Origin of the sequence: Lujinxingia sediminis (assembly GCF_004005565.1) — a bacterium.
GTDB classification, from domain to species: domain Bacteria; phylum Myxococcota_A; class Bradymonadia; order Bradymonadales; family Bradymonadaceae; genus Lujinxingia; species Lujinxingia sediminis.
Genome location: NZ_SADD01000011.1, coordinates 60,905 through 79,395 on the forward strand (window position 1 = coordinate 60,905; position 18,491 = coordinate 79,395).

General features: G+C 64.0%; 15 protein-coding genes and 1 other RNA gene. 6 read left to right on the forward strand and 10 right to left on the reverse strand.

What is annotated here, in order from left to right; all coding sequences use genetic code 11:
• Nucleotides 1-127: 127 nt before the first annotated feature.
• Together EA187_RS15375 and ffh are read right to left on the reverse strand one after the other, a co-directional pair.
• Nucleotides 128-877, reverse strand: coding sequence for a B-box zinc finger protein (locus EA187_RS15375; RefSeq protein WP_127780827.1), 750 nt, complete (start codon nucleotides 875-877; stop codon nucleotides 128-130).
• Between the two features lie 34 nt (nucleotides 878-911).
• Entirely contained in the window at nucleotides 912-2,558 is a 1,647-nt protein-coding gene (ffh, locus tag EA187_RS15380) for a signal recognition particle protein (protein ID WP_127780904.1), read from the reverse strand.
• A 470-nt stretch (nucleotides 2,559-3,028) separates the two neighbouring features.
• On the opposite strand from ffh, the gene EA187_RS15385 reads away from it, so the two are divergent.
• From EA187_RS15385 to ssrA, 4 genes are all read left to right on the forward strand, one after another.
• Complete coding sequence (locus tag EA187_RS15385) at nucleotides 3,029-4,105, forward strand: tetratricopeptide repeat protein (protein ID WP_127780828.1); 1,077 nt, start codon at nucleotides 3,029-3,031, stop codon at nucleotides 4,103-4,105.
• 123 nt (nucleotides 4,106-4,228) lie between these two features.
• Entirely contained in the window at nucleotides 4,229-4,726 is a 498-nt protein-coding gene (locus tag EA187_RS15390; RefSeq protein WP_115603648.1) for a hypothetical protein, read from the forward strand.
• Between the two features lie 247 nt (nucleotides 4,727-4,973).
• A complete protein-coding gene (gene smpB, locus EA187_RS15395) occupies nucleotides 4,974-5,438 on the forward strand; it encodes an SsrA-binding protein SmpB (RefSeq protein WP_127780829.1) in 465 nt (154 codons plus the stop codon).
• A 268-nt stretch (nucleotides 5,439-5,706) separates the two neighbouring features.
• Nucleotides 5,707-6,097: a transfer-messenger RNA gene (ssrA, locus tag EA187_RS15400) on the forward strand.
• Nucleotides 6,098-6,175: 78 nt separating this feature from the next.
• On the opposite strand, the gene EA187_RS15405 is transcribed toward ssrA, so the two are convergent.
• A complete protein-coding gene (locus EA187_RS15405; protein ID WP_164856313.1) occupies nucleotides 6,176-7,030 on the reverse strand; it encodes a LysR family transcriptional regulator in 855 nt (284 codons plus the stop codon).
• Between the two features lie 253 nt (nucleotides 7,031-7,283).
• Between EA187_RS15405 and EA187_RS15410 the strand changes: the two genes are divergently transcribed.
• Nucleotides 7,284-7,973 carry an NAD(P)H-dependent oxidoreductase gene (locus EA187_RS15410; RefSeq protein ID WP_127780831.1) on the forward strand — a complete coding sequence of 230 codons (690 nt, stop codon included), beginning with the start codon at nucleotides 7,284-7,286 and terminating at the stop codon, nucleotides 7,971-7,973.
• An 82-nt stretch (nucleotides 7,974-8,055) separates the two neighbouring features.
• Here EA187_RS15410 and grpE read toward each other — a convergent pair whose 3' ends face one another.
• The 4 genes from grpE to EA187_RS15435 all read right to left on the reverse strand — a co-directional run bounded on the left by grpE (nucleotide 8,056) and on the right by EA187_RS15435 (nucleotide 12,921).
• Complete coding sequence (gene grpE, locus EA187_RS15415; protein ID WP_127780832.1) at nucleotides 8,056-8,751, reverse strand: nucleotide exchange factor GrpE; 696 nt, start codon at nucleotides 8,749-8,751, stop codon at nucleotides 8,056-8,058.
• Between the two features lie 59 nt (nucleotides 8,752-8,810).
• Nucleotides 8,811-10,307 (reverse strand): lysophospholipid acyltransferase family protein, encoded by a 1,497-nt coding sequence (locus EA187_RS15420; RefSeq protein ID WP_127780833.1) that lies wholly within the window; start codon nucleotides 10,305-10,307, stop codon nucleotides 8,811-8,813.
• A gap of 203 nt (nucleotides 10,308-10,510) precedes the next feature.
• Nucleotides 10,511-11,530: a hypothetical protein gene (locus tag EA187_RS15425; protein WP_115603654.1), complete on the reverse strand. Its 1,020-nt coding sequence runs from the start codon at nucleotides 11,528-11,530 to the stop codon at nucleotides 10,511-10,513.
• 617 nt (nucleotides 11,531-12,147) lie between these two features.
• Complete coding sequence (locus tag EA187_RS15435; protein ID WP_127780834.1) at nucleotides 12,148-12,921, reverse strand: glutathione S-transferase C-terminal domain-containing protein; 774 nt, start codon at nucleotides 12,919-12,921, stop codon at nucleotides 12,148-12,150.
• Between the two features lie 228 nt (nucleotides 12,922-13,149).
• Between EA187_RS15435 and EA187_RS15440 the strand changes: the two genes are divergently transcribed.
• Nucleotides 13,150-14,241 (forward strand): tetratricopeptide repeat protein, encoded by a 1,092-nt coding sequence (locus EA187_RS15440; RefSeq protein WP_127780835.1) that lies wholly within the window; start codon nucleotides 13,150-13,152, stop codon nucleotides 14,239-14,241.
• A gap of 62 nt (nucleotides 14,242-14,303) precedes the next feature.
• Here EA187_RS15440 and EA187_RS15445 read toward each other — a convergent pair whose 3' ends face one another.
• From EA187_RS15445 to EA187_RS15455, 3 genes are all read right to left on the reverse strand, one after another.
• Nucleotides 14,304-15,041 carry a ZIP family metal transporter gene (locus EA187_RS15445; RefSeq protein WP_127780836.1) on the reverse strand — a complete coding sequence of 246 codons (738 nt, stop codon included), beginning with the start codon at nucleotides 15,039-15,041 and terminating at the stop codon, nucleotides 14,304-14,306.
• 1,397 nt (nucleotides 15,042-16,438) lie between these two features.
• Entirely contained in the window at nucleotides 16,439-17,716 is a 1,278-nt protein-coding gene (locus EA187_RS15450; protein WP_127780837.1) for an IS701 family transposase, read from the reverse strand.
• 237 nt (nucleotides 17,717-17,953) lie between these two features.
• Nucleotides 17,954-18,490, reverse strand: coding sequence for a cupin domain-containing protein (locus tag EA187_RS15455; RefSeq protein WP_206524400.1), 537 nt, complete (start codon nucleotides 18,488-18,490; stop codon nucleotides 17,954-17,956).
• Nucleotide 18,491 lies beyond the last annotated feature (1 nt).

An 18,491-nucleotide genomic window follows, 5' to 3' on the forward strand; every position in this document is an offset into this window, starting at 1 on the left:
TGGGGGAGATGACGTCAGCCTAAATTGCACATGATATCCCAATAAAAACGCCGGCCCTGCGAAGGGCCGGCGTTTTTATTGGATGATGCTCGGGAGGCGTTACGTCAGCGTGTGTTGACTCGGTTCGTTAGCCACCGCCCGTCATCGAGAGCAGCAGCATAAAGGGGACCAGTACCGCCAGCATGGAACGCCAGAAGCCCATCCCGAAGATCTGGCGAGCGGCGGTGACCTCCAGGTTAAAGAGCCAGACCACCATAAGAAAATGCCCGAGCTCGAAGGTGCCCAGCGGCGGGACGAGCAAGAGCAGGTAGGTGGCCATGGCGTAGCCGGTCAGCTTGGCGACCAGCGCCCAGCGGGCCTGCTTCACGCCGAAGATGCGCAGCGTGAGGTAGAGCATCGCCGTATGCAGCATATAAAGGGTGAGCGCCCCCATCGGAAGCGAGGCGTACATGGCCCATTCTGCAAGGCGCGGAGCGATTTCCAGCTCGGTGGCGTAGAGCTCGACCATCTCCGGGTAGTGCGGGGAGAAGGCTTTGCGCCAGAGAGTCTGGGCCAGCGTGCCGATCATCACCGCGATAAGCCCGAAGCCTGCTGCCGGGGCCCAGCGCGGGTTGGTGATGAGCGCCGGGAAGAAGGTCCGCGGAGAGGTCATGGCCTGTACGGCCGTGAGCACGAAGCCCGAGGGGGTAAAGCGCCTCTCGCCGGCTTCCCACTCCGGGAGCGCGGGCATGCGCTCCTGGCGGCAGGGGCGGCACACGGCAAAGCCCCGAAGGTCCGTGCCGTGGCAGCCCCCGCAGATCTCGGCGTCGCATGCTGTGCAGCGCGCGATCGCCGGAGCCGAAGGATGATGCGCGCATAGGCGCGAAGGTGCGGTCAAAAGGTACTCTCTGCCCCCTTAAGAGGGGGACGGCTTACTTCTTGTTCTTCTTGCGAGCTTGCTTGACGGTGCGGCGCTTACGCTTGCGCTTGTTGGCCGAGAGCGACTTGCTCTTGGTGCCTTTGCTGCTGCCGAGCAGACGCCCGCCCGGGGGCGAATAGCCCGGCGGGAGGTTCGGGCCGTCGAAGCCGGGAAGACCACTGAGGCCGCCACCGGGGCCACCACCTCCGCCGGCACCGCCCATCAGGTCGCCCAGGATCGAGCTCATGTCCATGTCTTTCATGCCGCGGAGCTGGTTGAGCTGCTTGAGTCCGGGGATCTTGCCCAGAAGACCGCCGCCGCCCATCGAGCTGAACTGCTGCATCATGCCGCGCATCATGTTGAACTGCTGGATCACCTGCTCGACCTTCTCCTTGTCGCTACCGGAGCCTTTGGCGATGCGGCGCACACGGCCGGGCTGACGGGTCAAGAGATCCGGGTCCTTCTTTTCGCGGGTGGTCATCGATTGGATGATGGCGCGGATTTTGGAGAGTTCGCTGTCATCGATGTTGGCGTCGGCGGGCATGCCGCCGCCGAAGAAGGGCATCATCTCCATGAGCTCGTTCATCGAGCCCAACTTCGAGATCTGTTCGAGCTGGTTGTAGAAGTCGTTGAAGTCGAACTCGCCAGAGAGCATGCGCATGGCATCCTTCTCGGCACGCTGGGCATCTTCTTCGCTGAGCGAGCGCTCGAACTTGTTCATCAGGCCCATCACATCGCCGAACCCCAGGATGCGGTTGGCCAGGCCCTCGGGGCGGAACTCCTCGAGGTCGTCGAGCTTCTCACCCACACCGATGAACTTAATCGGCTTGCCGGTGACCTCTTTGATGGAGAGCGCCGCGCCGCCGCGGGCATCGCCATCGAGTTTGGTCATGATGAAGCCGTCGATCTCCAGGCGGCTGTTGAATTCTTTGGCGGTGTTGACCGCGTCCTGGCCGATCATGGCATCGGCAACCAGGAAGATATTTTCGGGCGTGGTCGTCGAGACGATCTGCTCGAGCTCATTCATGAGCACGTCGTCGACGGCCAGGCGGCCGGCGGTATCGAAGAGGATCACGTCGCGATCCTTTTCTTTGGCCAGGGCGACCGCATCGTTGCACACCTTGACCGGATCGCCGCCCTCGACGGCGTGTACCGGCACTCCGAGCTGCTCGCCAAGGACGCGCAGCTGCTCGATCGCCGCCGGGCGGTAGACGTCGGCGCCGACCAGAAGGGGCTTCTTGCCGTGCTGGTCCATCAGAAGTTTGGCGAGCTTGCCGGTGGTCGTGGTCTTACCGGAACCCTGCAGGCCGACCATCATGATCTTGGTCGGTCCGACGCGCGGGTTGGCAAACACGATGGAGCTGTCGACCGGACCCATCAGAGCTTCGAGCTCGTCGTGGCAGATCTTGACGAAGTGGTCGCCGGGGGAGACCTCCATCTTGCCCTGGCTGCCTTTGGCCTTGACCTTCACGACCTCGCCGAGGGCCTTGTCTTTGACGCGACCAATGAAGTCTTTGGCGATGCGGAAGTTGACATCGGCCTCCAGCATGGAGCGGCGGATGTCTTTGAGCGCCTCGTCGATGTTCTCTTCGGTGAGTTCGCGCTTGCCTTCAAAGCGCATACGGACGTCACGAAAGCCTTTCGCGACAACGTCAAACATAGCCATAGGTGTGTCCTCGTATCGGAAGCCGTTTTACTTCGCCGCAAGCCTGCCATGATGACGGGTACGCGCCATCAACGTTGGCTCACAGCGGAACGCGAATAAAAGCGGTAGCCCGGGCGTGCGCGCGCTGTCCTCTCAAAGCCCTCGACTGAGGGCAGGGCAGAGCGCACAGGCCTCAAAGGCCAGTCGATGGAGGAAGCATGTGCGGCTCGCGCCCCTGACAGGGGTGCCGGTCGCGCGGGAAGTCGCGCCGGCGGGGCGATTGAGCCGTTCTCAGGTCGGCGGCCAAACTAGACACCGACCGGGGGTGTGTCAATCACCCAGCCTGGTCGGGGCAAAACTTGCCCCGCTCTGCTGGCGCGTCTATAAGCGGGCGCGAGGTGCCTGCCATCGAAGTCACATTGCGGTGAGATGACTCGCGGCCCGTGCCGATAGTAATCATGTGAAACGAGTGACCTGGAGTCTCCATGCGAGCTGGACGCTGGCGTCAGAAAGTGGCGGTGGGCCTGATGATGATCGGGCTTGGGGCCGGCTGCGAAGAAGAGCCGCGCGACCATCTGATCGAGGGGCAGCGGGCGTTGGCCTCGAAAGACGCGGAGCTTGCCGAGCAGCATCTGGAGGCAGCCCTGGCCGCCGAGCCCAACCTCTTTGAGGCGCGCCGGCTGATGGTCGATGTGGAGATCATGCGGGGGGATTACGCCCGCGCTGAGGCCGAGCTCAACGCACTGTGGCAGGCCCGTGGTTTTGATCGTCAGCAGGGGTTGAGCACTGCGGAACGGGGGGCGCGTCGGCTGATGGCCGATCAGTACAACAAGCTCTATCGGGCCTGGGCCAGCGACATCGATCGGGAGAGTCACCCGGAGGTTTTTGAAGAGGTGGCGCTCAAGGCCCTCTCATCAAAGAGCCGTGACACGAGCGTCAACGAGATGTTGCGGGCGTTTTACCGGGAGCGAGCCGACCGCTTTATCGACCAGGGGGATAAAGTTTCTGCGGCCCGTGAGCTGGAAAAGATCCAACGGCTGCGCACCTTTCCCGATACACGTCAGGAGTACCTCGACCAGGCGCGTCGGCTGCGGCGAGAGGCTTTCTTTGAGGATGCGCGGTCAAGGTTCGCCGCCGAGATTCAGCCCGAACTCGAGGCGAGTGGTGCGTATGATGCGGAGAATGAGCGGATCCTGTTGGCCATTGAACAACCCGTGGATCGGCGCCTGAGCCCAACGAGCGAAGAGTCGACGATCCAGGCCCGGGCGATGGCCCGTCAGACCCTGATTCCGACTCTGGCCCAGCTGGCGGTCTCCATTGGCGGCCTGGACGCGGAGACCGTGGATATCGGCGCGATGAACGTGCCTCCTGGCGAGGTTGAGCAGGAGCAGTTCCGGGTGGGACGCTACGATATGGTGGCGGCCTTTACCCTGGAGAGCTTGATGGAGATGGCGTTTGAGTATGCCGAAGAGCAGCGTAAGGAGCATGGCGAGCCCGACGCCGGGACGCGGGGCGAGCCCGCTGACGCTCCGGGTGAGGATGCGCGTGAATCGGCCCCCTGAGGCCCACGCTGAATCGCGGACACCAGGGGCGGGCCTTTTTCCTTGACTTGCAAAGCCGGGCTAGTCCATATCAGGCGCGCCACCGCCCCACCATTTCACCCTCAAGGACGCGGAGATACTGCGATGAGCCACGAGAGCGAAGAAGAAGTTGAAGAGTCGATGGATTTTGATGACGGCTTCGATCCGGAGATTGAAGAGGACATTGAGCTTGATGACGACTTCGATGCTGATGAAGAAGAAGAGGACTTCGTGCCCTCCAAGTCCTCGTCGAGCAACGACAGTGACCTGGTGGACGCCAATTACGCCGATGTCGTCAAGGCCAACCCCAAGCGTCTGAAGGCCGCGCAGCGCAAGAAGGCCGCCTCGGTGATCGAAGGCATCATCAGCGACGCTGAGCTCAGCGATCCGGAAGGCCAGGCCCGTGCCTGGAAAAAACTTTCCGATAAGTTCGGTGTGGCCGATGCTCGCCCCTTTGATATCAGCGCCGAGCTTACCGAGAACGACGTGATCGACCACCCGCGCTTCGGAGTGGGATTTGTCGTGCAGCTGCTCACCCCGACCAAGGTTGAGGTGATCTTTGAGGACGGGCTCAAGAAACTCGCCCATAACCTCAAACGCTGAACGTCCTGGCGAGCCGGAACGCGACTGGTTTTCGGTGTCACCGGCCGGTGAGATGCGAGGCGGCAGGCGATCGGCCTGTGCGCCTCGTGTCGTTTGGAGCCTCACCGATCACGCCGGCCGCTCCCATGCTCCGGGGGAATAGTCCGGAGCGCGCCAGCGTTGAGTCGGGCACGACAATGAACGCGAGCTTGATGATTGGGTTCTGGCGCAGTGACGCGCCCCCCCTTTTTAGAGGGGCAGGAAGACTATGAGCGACGCTATCAAAAACATCACCCGTAACCGCAAGGCTTACCACGACTACTTTGTCGACGATGAGCTCGAGGCCGGTATGGTGCTGCTGGGCTCGGAGGTGAAGAGCCTGCGCCAGGGGAAGGTCAACCTGACCGACGCTTACGCGCGTTTTGATAAGGGTGAGCTCTATCTGGTCAACGCGCATATCAGCCCCTATGAGAACGCCACCCATATCAATCACGAGCCCGAGCGGGTGCGTAAGCTCCTGATGCATAAGCGTGAGCTGCGCAAACTTTCCAACAAAGCCAACATCGCCGGGTTTACGTTGATCCCGCTGGCGCTCTACTTCAAAGGCAGCACCGTTAAGTGCAAGATCGGGGTCTGCCGCGGGAAGAAGCTCTTTGATAAGCGTGAAGATCTGCGCAAGCGCGATGCGGCGCGCGAGATGGCGCGCAGTCATGCCAGAAACCATCGCCGCTAAGTACGCCGTGAACTGACTTTGATGCCGCGTCGGCTGCGGTGGGAGCACCTCGGACGGCGTTGCGAAGCCTCGACGATGCGAAAGCATCGCCTGCGTCTGGTGCCTTGTCCGTGATGCTTTCAACGTCGCAGCCGTCGACACCAACTTCCGTTCACGGTATGAACTTGCTTGATTGACATTGGTGCACATTTTTGTAGTAGTAAGCTCCTGCGGCGTGCATAGGTATTGATGCGCGGGTCATCCCGCAGGTTTGCAACACCCCTTGTACGGGGGCGCACTGGCTTCGACGTGGATACGGCGAGGTACGTGGCGTGTCGGAGGTCTCAGTAACTCCGTTATTAACTGCTGAGAACGTTATAACTGCCAACGATGACGCGCAGTTCGCGATGGCCGCGTAAGCAGCTTTTCGCGACAGATGCTCCCTAACCGGAGCCCGTTAATCAGAGCTTTGCCTGTGGGCTTTGCTTAACGACATACAGCAGGCTTGGCGAGTCGGGCTTCATCCTTCGACGCCTCGCGACATTCCGAAGGGTCCTCGAAGAACATGGCCTGTCCGTGGACAGTGGTCGGAGAGGTAAAAAGTGAATCGCGGACTACACACGTAGAAGCGTACATTCAATGGTTCGCGGACGCGGGTTCGATTCCCGCCGCCTCCATTCAACAAAGGCCCGACACTTGAGAGAGTGTCGGGCCTTTGTTTTTTCCCGGGCAACTGCGGCATCTCGCGTCTACCCTCATCATGGTGAGAAGAGCGTATCAAGGCCCTCGATCGCCCTCCATACCGCGTCGATTCGGGGCAGGTTGCGAATGCTCAGGGGCGCCACCAGATAGAGGTCCATCACCGGCCCCGGGGGCAGATCCAGCTCCAGAGGCACGAGCTCGGGATAGATGGTGCTCAGGGATTGTGTCATCAGCGCCACGCCCTGACCCTGGCGGACCAGCTCCGCCTGCATCAGGTAGCTGTTGGTCGTCCAGCGGGCCGGGGTTCCGACGTGGGTCTTTCGCCAGGCTTCTTCCGAGGGGGAGAATCCGGGCATGCTGACGTCAATCCAGGGGAGGGCATCGGGGGCGACGTGGCGCCAACGCTCCAGACCCAGCACCGCCGTAGGGAGCTGCGCGACGCGTTGCACCGCGTATTCACCGCGGTGCGGACGCTCGAATCGCAGCGCCAGGTCAGCCTCGCGGCGCATCAGATCCACCGAGGGATATCCGGTCAGGATCTCAAAGCGCAGGTGAGGGTGGTGTTCGGAGAGCCCGGGCAAGACGCGCGAGAGCACGAAGACGGCCAGGGCCTCGGTCGTGGCGATGCGAACCAGCCCGCCGACCTGGGCGCGAAGGTCCTGCGCCTGATCTTGAATTCGCCGGGAGCGTCGGGCCATCTCTTCGGCGTCTCCGGAGATGCGCGCGGCGGCTTCGGTGGGGACGAGCCCCTGGGAGGTTCGCTCAAAGAGCGCGACGTCGAGGACCCGTTCCATCTCCGCGATGCGTCGGCTGACCGTCGATTGTTCTACCGAAAGAAGCCGTGCGGCTTTGGTGAAACTTCGCGTCTCGTAGGCCGCCAGAAAGTAGCGCACGCTCTCCCAATCAAACATCTCAAGCTCCCTGCGCTTCGTGCGCGTAGAGTGGTACGTCGCAAGCGATCGTTGACGCCGCGTCTGCTTCATGGAGCGTCGCGCGTGATGGGCTTTGCCCGCGCCGCGTTCATGGTCGCATCCCACGGTGGCAGCATCTGCCCGGAATATGGAGATGCATCGATGCATAGCGGCTATCGATAAGCTGCGGTTCTCATGTGCGACCGCATGGCCATAATGAGGCGTAGGAACCCCGCTTACAAGGAGCGTAACCATGCCTGACATTCTCGTGATCGATGCCCACCCCGACCCCTCACCGCAGCGCTTCGGACATGCGCTGGCCGAAGCCTACGCCGACGAGATCCGTGGTGGCGGGGCCCCGGTACGCGTACTTCGGTTGAGCGATCTGAGCTTTGATCCTGTGCTGCGCGATAGCCGCGACATCCCCCAGCCCTGGGAGCCGGACCTGCATGACGCCATGGAGGCCATCGCCCAATCGAGGTGGGTGACCCTGGTGTTTCCCACCTGGTGGGCCGGGCCGCCCGCGTTGCTCAAGGGGTTCATCGACCGGGTGATGTTGCCGGGCGTCGCGTATCGCCATGAGGGGAAGGCGTTGCCCACGGGGCTGCTGGCAGGTCGAGGCGCCAGGATCGTGACCACCATGGATGCGCCGAGCTGGTGGTACACGCTGGCCCATCGCCGATCGGTGCATGGCAGCATGATTCAGGGGACGCTGCGCTACGTCGGGTTCGGGCCGGTTCGGGATACGACCGTGTACACGTTGCGAGAACTCTCGGAGGAGCAACGCGAGCAGAAGTTGCGTCAGGTGCGCATCGCCGCGCGCAAGGACCTGGCTCGCGCGCGTACCTGTCAGCCGGTCTACGATGAGGTGCTCGCTGACGCGCTGGCGATGCGGGCCCCCCGGGCTGAGGGAGCGCTGGCGAGCGCGCAACACTCCTTTTGATGGGGCTCGCAGCCCTTCGCCGCGTGTCGGATGCCGCCCCCATGTGCGTGAACGCCCGATCATGACACGGCTACCTGGCGAGTCAGGAGGCGACCACCACCTCGGCGTGGCGAAGCACGGTGCCGTCGCTGAGGCGAAAGCCCGGGCGGACCACCTCCACGATCTGGCCCCGGGACAACGCCTCGCTCTCCCGTACATCCACCGCCTGGTGCAGCCAGGGGTTTAAAGGCTCGCCGACCTTGCCCAGGAGTTCGACGCCCTCGTCGCGTAGAAAGCGCACAAATTGGGCCTCGATGCCCAGAAGGCCCTCGCGCATGGGGCCTTCGCTGTGCTGAATGGCGCGCCCCAGCGAGTCCATCAACTCGCCAAGGCCGCGGAGCAGGCGCACGCGCTCCTGCTGGCTGGCCTGCTCGGAGGCTTCGCCGATGCGCTCCTGGAGCGCTTTGGACTCGGCGATCAAGAGGGCAATTTGCTTCTCGAGGGCGGCGCGCTCGTGGTCGACCGGGGGCGGCGGGGAGGGCTCCGCGGCATCGCGGGGGCGCTGGCTGTGGAGTTCTTCGCGCAGCCGCTCGCTCTCACGGTGCTCCTGGCGAAGGCGTTGCTCCAGGGCGCGCTTTTCGAGGCGCTCCTGGCGCAGCGCATCCTGAAGCTCGGTCTGCGTCTGTTCGTAGCGTTTGACGCGGGCTCGAAGCTCTTCGACCTCCTGAACCAGGGCGTCGAGGACGTTCTGGGTGAAGGCGCTGCCGCGGCGCATCAGGTCTCGGAGATGAAGTCGCATGGGGAACTCGCGGAGTAGAGTGTCGTGAGCGGTGGTAAGCGAGCGCGCCTCAGCCGGGCTCAGCGCTGCTCCTGACCCTCGGTGGGCGGTGGCACGGGGAGCGATGCCCCACGCGCGGAGCCTTGCAGCAGACGGTGTTCCCGAACGTAGCTGGCGTGAAGGTCCTCAAAGGTGGTGATGAGGCTCTGACGTTCGCGTTCCACGGCGTCGAGAAGGTTGCGACGGGTGCGAAAGAAGGTGCGAAAGAGAATGCGATCGCGGTAGACGCGGACCCTTCGCCACCAGCGCAAAAAGGCCAGCCCGGCCGTCGGTAGGCTGAGCACGTAGAGGGCGATCCACCAGGGGGAGAGATCGGTGTGCACCCAGAGCGCCCGGGCCTGCAAGGCATAGAAGAGAGGAAATGCGATCAGGCCGGCGACAAAGCCGGCGATGGCGACGATGGGCTCATCGGGGGCGCGTCTGGCCACCGCGCGGACCAGCAGCGCGGGAAGCACGTTGTTGAGAAACCCAAAGATGGCCAGCGGCCCAAAGAGCACGACCAGCAGGGTCAGCTTGAGCGCCTCGCGGTGACGGGGGCGATGCAGGGGGTTCTCGGCCAGCAGTCCGTCACGCAATTTCAGCTGCGCGAGATGATCGCGGTAGCGGCGAACATCCATACGAACCCGGGCCACCCGCGCGGGGGCCTGGTGCTGATAGTGCGCCACGGTGTTGGCAATGCGCTGCTCAAGCTCAAAGCGGGCCTCCAGATCGGTGCTCTCCCGGGGGGCCTTCTCCGAGGGGAGAGTGGGGCGGTCGAGGCGATCGTAGAGCTCCGGGGCAATGTCTTCGCCCCGGGCCAGCTGGGCCTGGAGCTCGGTGCCGTACATCGCGGCGATGTCGGCCACCAGCGCATGATCGCGCTCGTCCTGAATGTGCGTGGAGAGCCGGCGCATCTCTTCTTGTAGCCGCGCGGTCAGCTCGCGCACCGCCTCCCGGGGGGCCTGGTGGTACTGCTCGGCATACCCTTTGACCTCAATCGGCTCGCCGAAGCGAAGCAGCACCCGGGAGTGCACACGATCGCGATCCTCGAAGTTCAGTCCGACCGGCTGAATGCGGGTGCCCAGCGTAAAGCCGTTGCGCGCCTCGACGGCCAGCGCGATACGCGCCGTGCCCGTTTTCAGCTCCCGGATCTTGCGCTCCAGCGAATTTCGCCCCTCGGGAAAGATGCCGATGCAGCCGCCTTCTTCAAGCGCGCGGTAGGCCTCTTCAAAGCTGTCGGCGTTCTGGGACGTGCCCCCACCGTCTTCGGCGCGGTAGATCGGGATCACTCCGAACTCGTGAAAGAGCGTGCGGGCGGCCAGATTTTTAAAAAGTCCGCTGCGCGCCATGTAGCGGATCTGGCGGCGAGTCTGGGTGCCGAGCAGTACCGTGTCCATGATGGAGTTGGGGTGGTTGGCCGCAAAGATCAGCGGTCCGCTGTGTGGAATGAGCTCCTGACCGGAGGCCTGAATCTCCGAGAAATAGTACCTGACAGCTCGACGTAAGAGGCGTCGGGTTACGCGGTAGAGTCGAGACATTCGTGAGCCTGGCGTTCGTGCGGAAGAGCGTGTGTGGGGGAGCGTCGGCGGGCATCTTAGCGGTGGGGGAGGTCGGGGGGAAGACACTCCAGCGCCCGGAACGCCCCCCACTCAACCCGAGCGCTCCACAACAACGCCCCCGCGAATCTTGCCGGGCTTTACGCTACACATAGCGGGCTCGTTGCCCCCCTGACGCATAGCCTTCAGAACCCCGCGTGCAGCGCGAGCCAGCCGGTGTGCCCCACCTCGCCAGCGGCGAAGGTCAGGTCGTAGTTGGGGATGAACTTGAGCGCGTGGCCGTCCAGAAAGAGCGTCGCCCCCAGGGTGACGCGCTGGGTCATCACGCCCCGGTTGTTGAGGATGCCGTAGCGCGCGCCCGGCCCGAGCTCCATGTCGTTGAACACCGGGAGGCGGTATTGGCCGTGCACGTACGCGCCCCAGTTCAGCTCCTCGGAGGCGTCCTGGTCATTGGGAGAGAGCAGCACCTCGCCCTGCACGTTCCAGGTGTCCGTCCAGTAGTGAAGGCCGAAATCAAGGGTATGGGGGTGGGGCGCGGGCTGCACGAGCGTGGTGCCGGTGGGGTCGTCTGGCGAGGCGATGCGCGCGTTATCAGCGAGCACGAGGCCGAAGTAGGCCAGGTTGATGCCAAAGCCCTTCTCAAAGCCCAGGTTGGCGCGGGCGCTGATGTAGTTGCCATCGCCCCCGGGCAAAAGCGCGCGCTCGGTGGCCTCGGGCATGAACCACCCCAGCCTCAGGTTGAGCGCGGCCGTGCCCAGCGGCAGCGTGCTGATGACCTCCGCGCCGGGGAGACGCGCCCGGGTGAGGGCGCGCAGCATCGAGCGCTGCGCAAAGGGGATCTTCGAGGCCGAGACGGCAAACTCCAGCGCGGTGGGCCGGCGGTAGATGCCCGCGCGCAGGTGCAGTCGCTGGCTCGGCCGAAGCTCCACGTAGGCGTCCAGAAGCCGGAAGTTGCCCGAGGCCCCCTCGCCACTGACATAGCCCTTGCCCCAGGCGTTCTCCATGGAGCCGTAGAGGCGCGCAAACTGCACAAACGCCTCCTGGTTGCGCCCCTCGCTATCGCTCTCCAGGACCCAGCCCACGCGGGCCATGCCGCCCATGCTCAGTTTGAAATCGTCATCCTCGACGAGGGTGAAGGCGCTGGCCGGGAGGCTGGTCAGGCTGAGCGCTACGGCGAAAAAGAATGCGATCCACTTTGAGTTCATCCGGTTGTTCCTTGCCCGAGAGGTTTTTGGGGCGCACGGCCGGGGGCGCGCCGCTGCGCTTCCATAGGTGGGCACCGCCCGGCGTGAGGTCAACGGTGCCGAGTGCCCCAGAGCGACGCTGAGGGCGTCGACCGGGAGGGTCGTAGCGCGGGGCTGGGTCTGGCGCCAGGGGTGTGCTGGTGCTCGTGCTCGTACTCGTACTCGTGCTCGTGCTGGTGCTCGTGCTGGTGCTCGTACTCGTGCTCGTGCTCGTTGCAGGAGGGGGAGTCGGACAGGGGGCACCGGCAGCCAGTCTGGAGCGCTGGCGGCGCTCCGGGGAAGCTCGGGGAGGGTGTTTGGAGCGCTGGCGGCGCAAAAAACAGGCTCGGGCAGCCCTTCGGTGGGGAGGGTACCCCCCGAGTTGGGGCTCGGGGCGGGCAGGTAGGCTGGCGGGGTTGGGGCAGGGGGAGCCGGCTTGCAGGCCCGGCGAAGCTCGGACGGGGCGAAGCGTGTGGGTGGGGAAGGTTGGCGAGGCTAAAACTCGGACTTGGACTTGATCTCGGACTCGACCTCGGACTCAGTATTGCCGCCCACACCAATCGACCACCGCCACAAACCCCCACCCGTACACGCGAGGATCAACGCTCGCCGCCGATCAGCCCCGGGTCCAGGGGCCAGCCAGCGTCGGCGCTCAGGCGTGCAAGCCAGTCGAGGAGCGGCTTGGAGCGGCGCAGGGTGCGGCGAGTGGGGGAGTCGTTGGGGGTTGCGGCGGTGTGGATGAGGTGGGCCCAGATGGAGCAGTCGGCGGTGGAGGGGCGTTCGCCGCCGAGGTAGGGGTGGCTGGCGAGGAGGGCTTCGGTGCGGTCGATAGCGTCGCAGGCCATGCGGTAGCCGCGGGAGGGGTGGCGCATGGGGCCGCGGGCCGCGCGGCGGACCTGCTGGAGGCGGACCACCTCGGCGGCGGCCGGCGCAAAGGGGGCGGGCACGAAATGGGCGACGAGCTTGCGGGTGATGGGGCGCTGGTGGCGCCAGCCCTCCGGGGAGGTGAAGCGGTCGTGGAGGCAGGCGTCATAGGCGACCTCTTCGATGACCCTGGCGAGCTCGCGGGCCAGGCTGAGGCGCGCGGGGTCGAGGCCCGGGTCAAGCGCGCGCTGCGAGGGGCTGAGCAGGCCGGAGTTGGCCTCCAGCTGCGCGATGATGTCGGAGGACTCGGCCTGCAGGCGGCCGTCGGGCCAGCGCATAAAGGGCACCATTTTATTTGGCGAGGTGCGGGTGTCGCCGATGCGCGCCTCATAGGGCGTGTGGGTCAGGCGCAGGTAAATCTCGACCTTGGCGCAGGGGGGACTCTCGCTGAAAGGCAGGCCCAGCGCGGGGGGGAGTTGGTAGAGGAAGAGGGGTTGAGTCAGGGGCATGGTGGGGGCCTTGGGGGGTTCGCGGTGTTGGTCGATATGAGGGGAGCGCCGGAGGTACGCGGGTTGTGGTTGTGGGGGGAGTGTAGCGGAGTTGGGAGGTGAGTGCAGCCGGGTGGGGGGAACCGTGGTTGGCGAGGTGGGTGGGGCGCGTTATGGTTCGGGCTCCTACGAAGAGGTGAGTCTGAGGTTGGTCTGCGACGGGTGTGTTCACGCATGCGGGGTGATGTGATGTTTGGGAGTTTGAAGACGTCGGGTTGGATAGGATTTTTGGCCGGGTTTCTGGTGGCGTCGTTGGTCGCGGGGGGGCTGTATGGGGCTCTGGGCGATCGAGGCAAACAGGAGGATGTGGAGCAGGCGTTTGACCGCGTGGGCGTTGCGTATGAGCCCGATGAGGAGCCTGTGGAGGTGGCCGGGGAGGCGTCGGACGAAGGGACGCTTGAGGAGTGCCGGGCCACCCTGGCGACGGTGCGGGCGTCGCATGAAGAGGCGCTTCAGACCTTTAAAGAGCATGAAGAACTGACCGAATATCTCGGCGGGTTGATTGAGGAGATGTCACCCGATCGGCCGATCGCTTTTCCAGAAGAGCTTGATGTGGCGTATCAGCCCGAGACGTTTAAGGCGTCGGTGGAGGCGCTCAAGCGGGAGTGTCCCGATGTGTTTGGGGAGCGCGCGAACGCCGATTGTTCGGAGTATCCGTGCATGGTGGAGCTTCCTTTCAAGAAGGAGGGAGAGGAGAACGAGCCACAGCGCCTCGATCTGAAGGCCCTTTGTCCGGCGCTGGCGACCTACTTCCCGAGCAGCATGACCCAGCAGTTCAGCACGCAGGTGGGGGATGAAGCCTGGGTTCAATACATGCCCCAAGGCACGGGCATTGGCCTTGAAGAGCGGCTGGCAGGCCAGGAGATGCGGCTGATGCAGCGGGCCCGCAAGCGCTGGAATGAAAAGCGACGGCGTCTGTCGCATGAAGTGTATGAGGATGCTTGCGTGCGGGAGCAGGACGCGGAGGCTTGCAAACACCTGGCCGGGGCGTATGGCATCGAGGACGCCGAGCGCGACGTTTATCTTCAGATGGGCTGTGACAACGGGGATTCCGGTGCATGCTACGCCTACTCCAACGACCGCTGTCAGGGGCGCGGGCGCTGTGACGCGGAAGCCGAGTATTTTGCCAGGCGCGCGCTCGAATTGACGCCGGAGTCGGAGTACAGACACGAGAATCTGGGGATCGTGCTCTGCGGGCGAGGCGCTGAAGATGAGGCCCGGCGCAGCTTTGAGCAGGCCTGTGCGTTGGGGTTGGAGCGGGCGTGTGGGAGGCGGTGCTGAGCGCCCCGGGTTGTGGTTTGGTGGTTGTGGGGTTGGGTGGTTGTGGGGTTGGGTGGGGGCGCTTAGCCCCCACCCAAAAGGGCCTGAAACGCCGTCATCGCCGCGACTGAGACGGTGAGGGTGGCGGCGATGGGCATGCGATCGCCATCTTTGAGGGCGTTGGGGATGAGCTCGGCGGCGACCATCCAGATCATGGCGCCGGCGGCAATGCCCAGGCCGACGGGAAGTGCGGGCTTAAAGGCTTCGACGAAAAGATAGGCCGGGAGCGCCAGAAGGGGCTGGGGGAGGCTGGAAAAAATGCTCCAGAGGGAGGCCTTCCACCAGGGCATGCCCCGGGGGACCATGCTCACGCCAATGGCCAGCCCTTCGGGGATGTTGTGGACCGCGATGGCCAGCGCGATGAAGATTCCAAAAGCCTGGCCCCCGCCAAAGGCCACCCCGACGCTGATGCCTTCGGCGAAGGAATGAAGGGTCATCACGCCCAGAAAGATCAGCGCCTGAGTTGCGCCGGCACCCTTGAGGTCGGCGAATTCGATGTCCCGGCCTTCGAGCCAGCGGTCGCTGAAGTAAATGAAGGTCAGGCCGAGAAGCAGCCCCCCCACCGTCCGCCATACCCCCGTGGCGAGGCCCTCCCCAATCAAATTAAAACTCGCCGAAAGCATCAGGCCGGCGGCAATGGCCGTGCCGTGAGCGAGCAGCGTTTTGTTCTCCGCTTTGACCCAGATAAGGGGCAGGGGCCCAAGCCCCGTGGCGAGGGCGGTGATCGTGGCGAGTGCCAGGACGAGGAGCCAATCGGGCATGGGGAGTCCGTTGGGGCTTTCGGGTTTGCGGAGTTGGGCGATTCGTGTGGGGCTTTGGGGCGCGTGGTGTGGTCAGGTGGTTGTGGGGCGCCGGAGGTTCGCGATGTGGGGCGATTCGTGCGGGCGGTGGCGGGTTCGCTCTGGGGTTAGGTGGTTGTGTGGTTGTGTGGTTGTGGGGCGCCGGAGGTTCGCGATGTGGGGCGATTCGTGCGGGCGGTGGCGGGTTCGCTCTGTGGTTAGGTGGTTAGGTGGTTGGGTGGTTGTGGGGCGCCGGAGGTTCGCGATGTGGGTCGATTCGAGCGGTCGTTTGGGGGCGCGTGGTGTGGTCAGGTGGTTGTGGGACCTGGGCGGTGTGCGATGTGGGTCGATTCGAGCGGTCGTTTGGGGCGCGTGATGTGGTCAGGTGGTTGGGTTGTTGTGTGGTTGTGGGCTGGGCGGTGTGCGAAGTGGGGCGATTCGAGCGGTCGTTTGGGGGCGTCTGGGTAAAGGTAGGTGGATTTTGGAAGATGTTTATGGGGGGCTTACATGTCTTCGGGTCGCGTTTGTTTTTCTTACCATTCTCAGTCACTTCCATACTCCAGGGTTGAATCGATGAGGGCATCGAACCCGTGAGTTGCACAAAACATGTTCCAGTCCCGGCTGCCCGAAGAACCGACACTCGCCGGAATGGCCCACATCCCGCACGCCCAGATTTCATGCGCTTCGGATCGGTGTCCGCAAAATGAAAATCGCGTTCCGGAGCCTTCCGATCCCCTCTCGCACATCACCCTCCCTCCTCAGAAGACTCCCTGCCTGGCCGCACCCTGCTGACCTGCCTTCGGGAGCGTCCGGAGAGCTCCTTTCCGGAAAAATCCTCGTCTGAAGCCTCCGCAGACCTCCCCGCCTACAACCCCCCCTCTCCGAAGGGTCCGCACCACGCACCATACCTCCCGACAAACCCTCCAGAGCCTTCAGCGCGCTCCCTGCGCTGCAAGTCGACCTTCGGAGCCCTTCCTCAAGCCCTGTTGCCCGGCCATCAAGCAACACAAACCTCCCCACACCGCGAATCTCCGGCGCCCCTCAACCCCAGATCGAACCGGCCACCGCCCGCACGAATCGCCCCACATCGCGAACCACCGGCGCCCCACAACCACCCAACCACCTAACCACCTAACCACACCAGACGCCCCCAAACGACCGCACGAATCGCCCTACACCGCGAACCCCCGGCGCCCCACAACCACCCAACCACCTAATACTACTTGATCAGTTCACCCAGAAACCGCTTGAAACGTAGACGATCGACCAGCCATTCAAGGGCAAGTTGTGATCGAGGTTGCCTCGGTACCGGATCCGGGGGGGCTGGTGGCGTGGGCTCGTCGCTGTAAGGCCGCTTACAGTGCTGGCAGTGGCCCCGTTTACGGTCCAGGTTCTCGATGATTCGCTTGCGCACCGACGCGATCGATTCGAGGGGTTTCAGGGGGAAAAAGCTTCCGCTGGATTGCCAGGAAAGCGAATGCGGCCATGCAGATGGTCAGGTGATGGTTCCAGCCCACCCATGTGCGTCCTTCGTAGTGTTCCATGCCGACATCCTGCTTCATGTCCTGATAGTCGCGCTCGACACGCCATCTCAAACATCCCAGCTCGATCACCCGTTTTGGGTGCACTCGCCGACCCATATTTGACAGGAAGAAGTCGGTCGGCTCGGGCTTGCCGGGCGGCCAGATGACGATGAGCCATTCCTCGGGACCCGGTTCGCAGCCGTGATAAGCCTTGGGAGCGGTGTGCAGCCGAATGGCGGCCGCACGCACCTCGCGCATCCGGTGACGCCCGCGCCGGAGCCGATACATCTTAAAATGGTGTGCATCGAGCTCATCGGCCAACGCCCGGACCGAGACCGGCTCGAAAGTGCCCGGGTAGCGTCGCGTCTGGCGCCGACCCGAGCTCGGATTCGTCTCGGGCAGAGGATCGGGCCCCTGACCGGGCCGCCAGACCGAGGTGGAGGGCTGGATGGCGACCACGTACTCGAGCCTGCGCTCCCGGAGACCCTCTCGAAACGGGCCGCTGTTGCCGTAGCCGGCGTCGGCCAGAATGATCTGCGGGGGCAGGCCCGCGGCCAGTATCCAGTCTACCTGCTCAAGGGCTATTTGAGGCTTGGTGCGAAACTCAATCTCGTCAGGGATGCCCGCTTCGCGCCGTCGCTCCAGGTCATTGATCCAGACCTCCGGAAGGTAGAGCTCAGCCTGGAGCGGCTGCGAGCAGTTCCAACCCGAAAGGTGTGTGCTGACGACGAGCTGACAATTCTCTCGCTTGCCGGCCTTGCCACAGTACTGACGCTGAACACCGGGAGATTTGTTGCCCTTTTTGATGAAACCGGTGTCATCAATGATCAGGGCGACCGGTCGGCCGACGTGCTGTCGGGCGACCTCCAGGAGCCTGTGGCGCGCCTGATCATCGGACCACCGCGTACTGAGCGTGGTGCGATTGAGCTTCTGGCGAAGTCCACAGGCCATATCGGGCGTCGCAGCCAGTTGAATCCCCGCCGGCTGATGGGTCTTTCGTTTGGCCGTCGATAGCCGCGCCTCGACGCACGCCCAAAGATTGGTCCTGAGCGGTTTGCCCGAGCAGTCGCTGAAGACGAAGTTGCAGAACGATTCGAGATCTGCGCACGAGGATGTGAGGTTTGAAATATCCATAAGCGCGTTAGATCAGACCCCGATCTGGGCTGCAACGAAAAACCGACGAATCAATCAAGTAGTACTAACCACCTAACCACACCAGACGCCCCCAAACGACCGCACGAATCGCCCCACATCGCGAACCACCGGCGCCCCACAACCACCCAACCACCCAACCACCTAACCACACCGGAAACCCGCCAACGCCCGCACAAACCTCCCAACCTCGCGAACCTCCCAGTCCCGCACCGCCCTCTAACCCTGCGCCATCTCAAAATCCGCAAAATCGAAGCCGGGCACGACCACACAGGCCATGAACGAATAGCCGGCCGGGCCGGGTTTGGGGTGGGCGCTCTGCCAGTGGCCGGCGGGGACGAGGGCTTGCAGGCGGAGCTCGGCGGTGGGGCCCAGCGTCAGCGTGCTCAGGCGGCCTTCGTCGGGAGTTTTGATGCGCAGGGTGAGCGGGTCGCCCATCAGGTGGAACCAGAGCTCGTCGGAGCTGACGCGGTGGGGTTTGGAGTGCTGGTGGGATTTGAGCAGGTAGTAGATGGCGGTGCCGGCCTGTCGGGGGCCGCTTTTGCCGGGAAGCACATCGGGGGGCAGCGTGATGGAGGAGCGCCAGGTCTCGGCGTAGAAGCCCCCCTCGGGGTGGGGGTGAAGGGCGTGGCGGGCGATGAGCTCGTCGGCGGTGGGTTTTTCGAACGTTTCGGTGCGGTTGATGGGTTCGGCGCGGTCGGGCATGGGGACGTCCTTATGTCGGGTAAGCCATCGGGCGGAGCGCGTCTGGCGCATC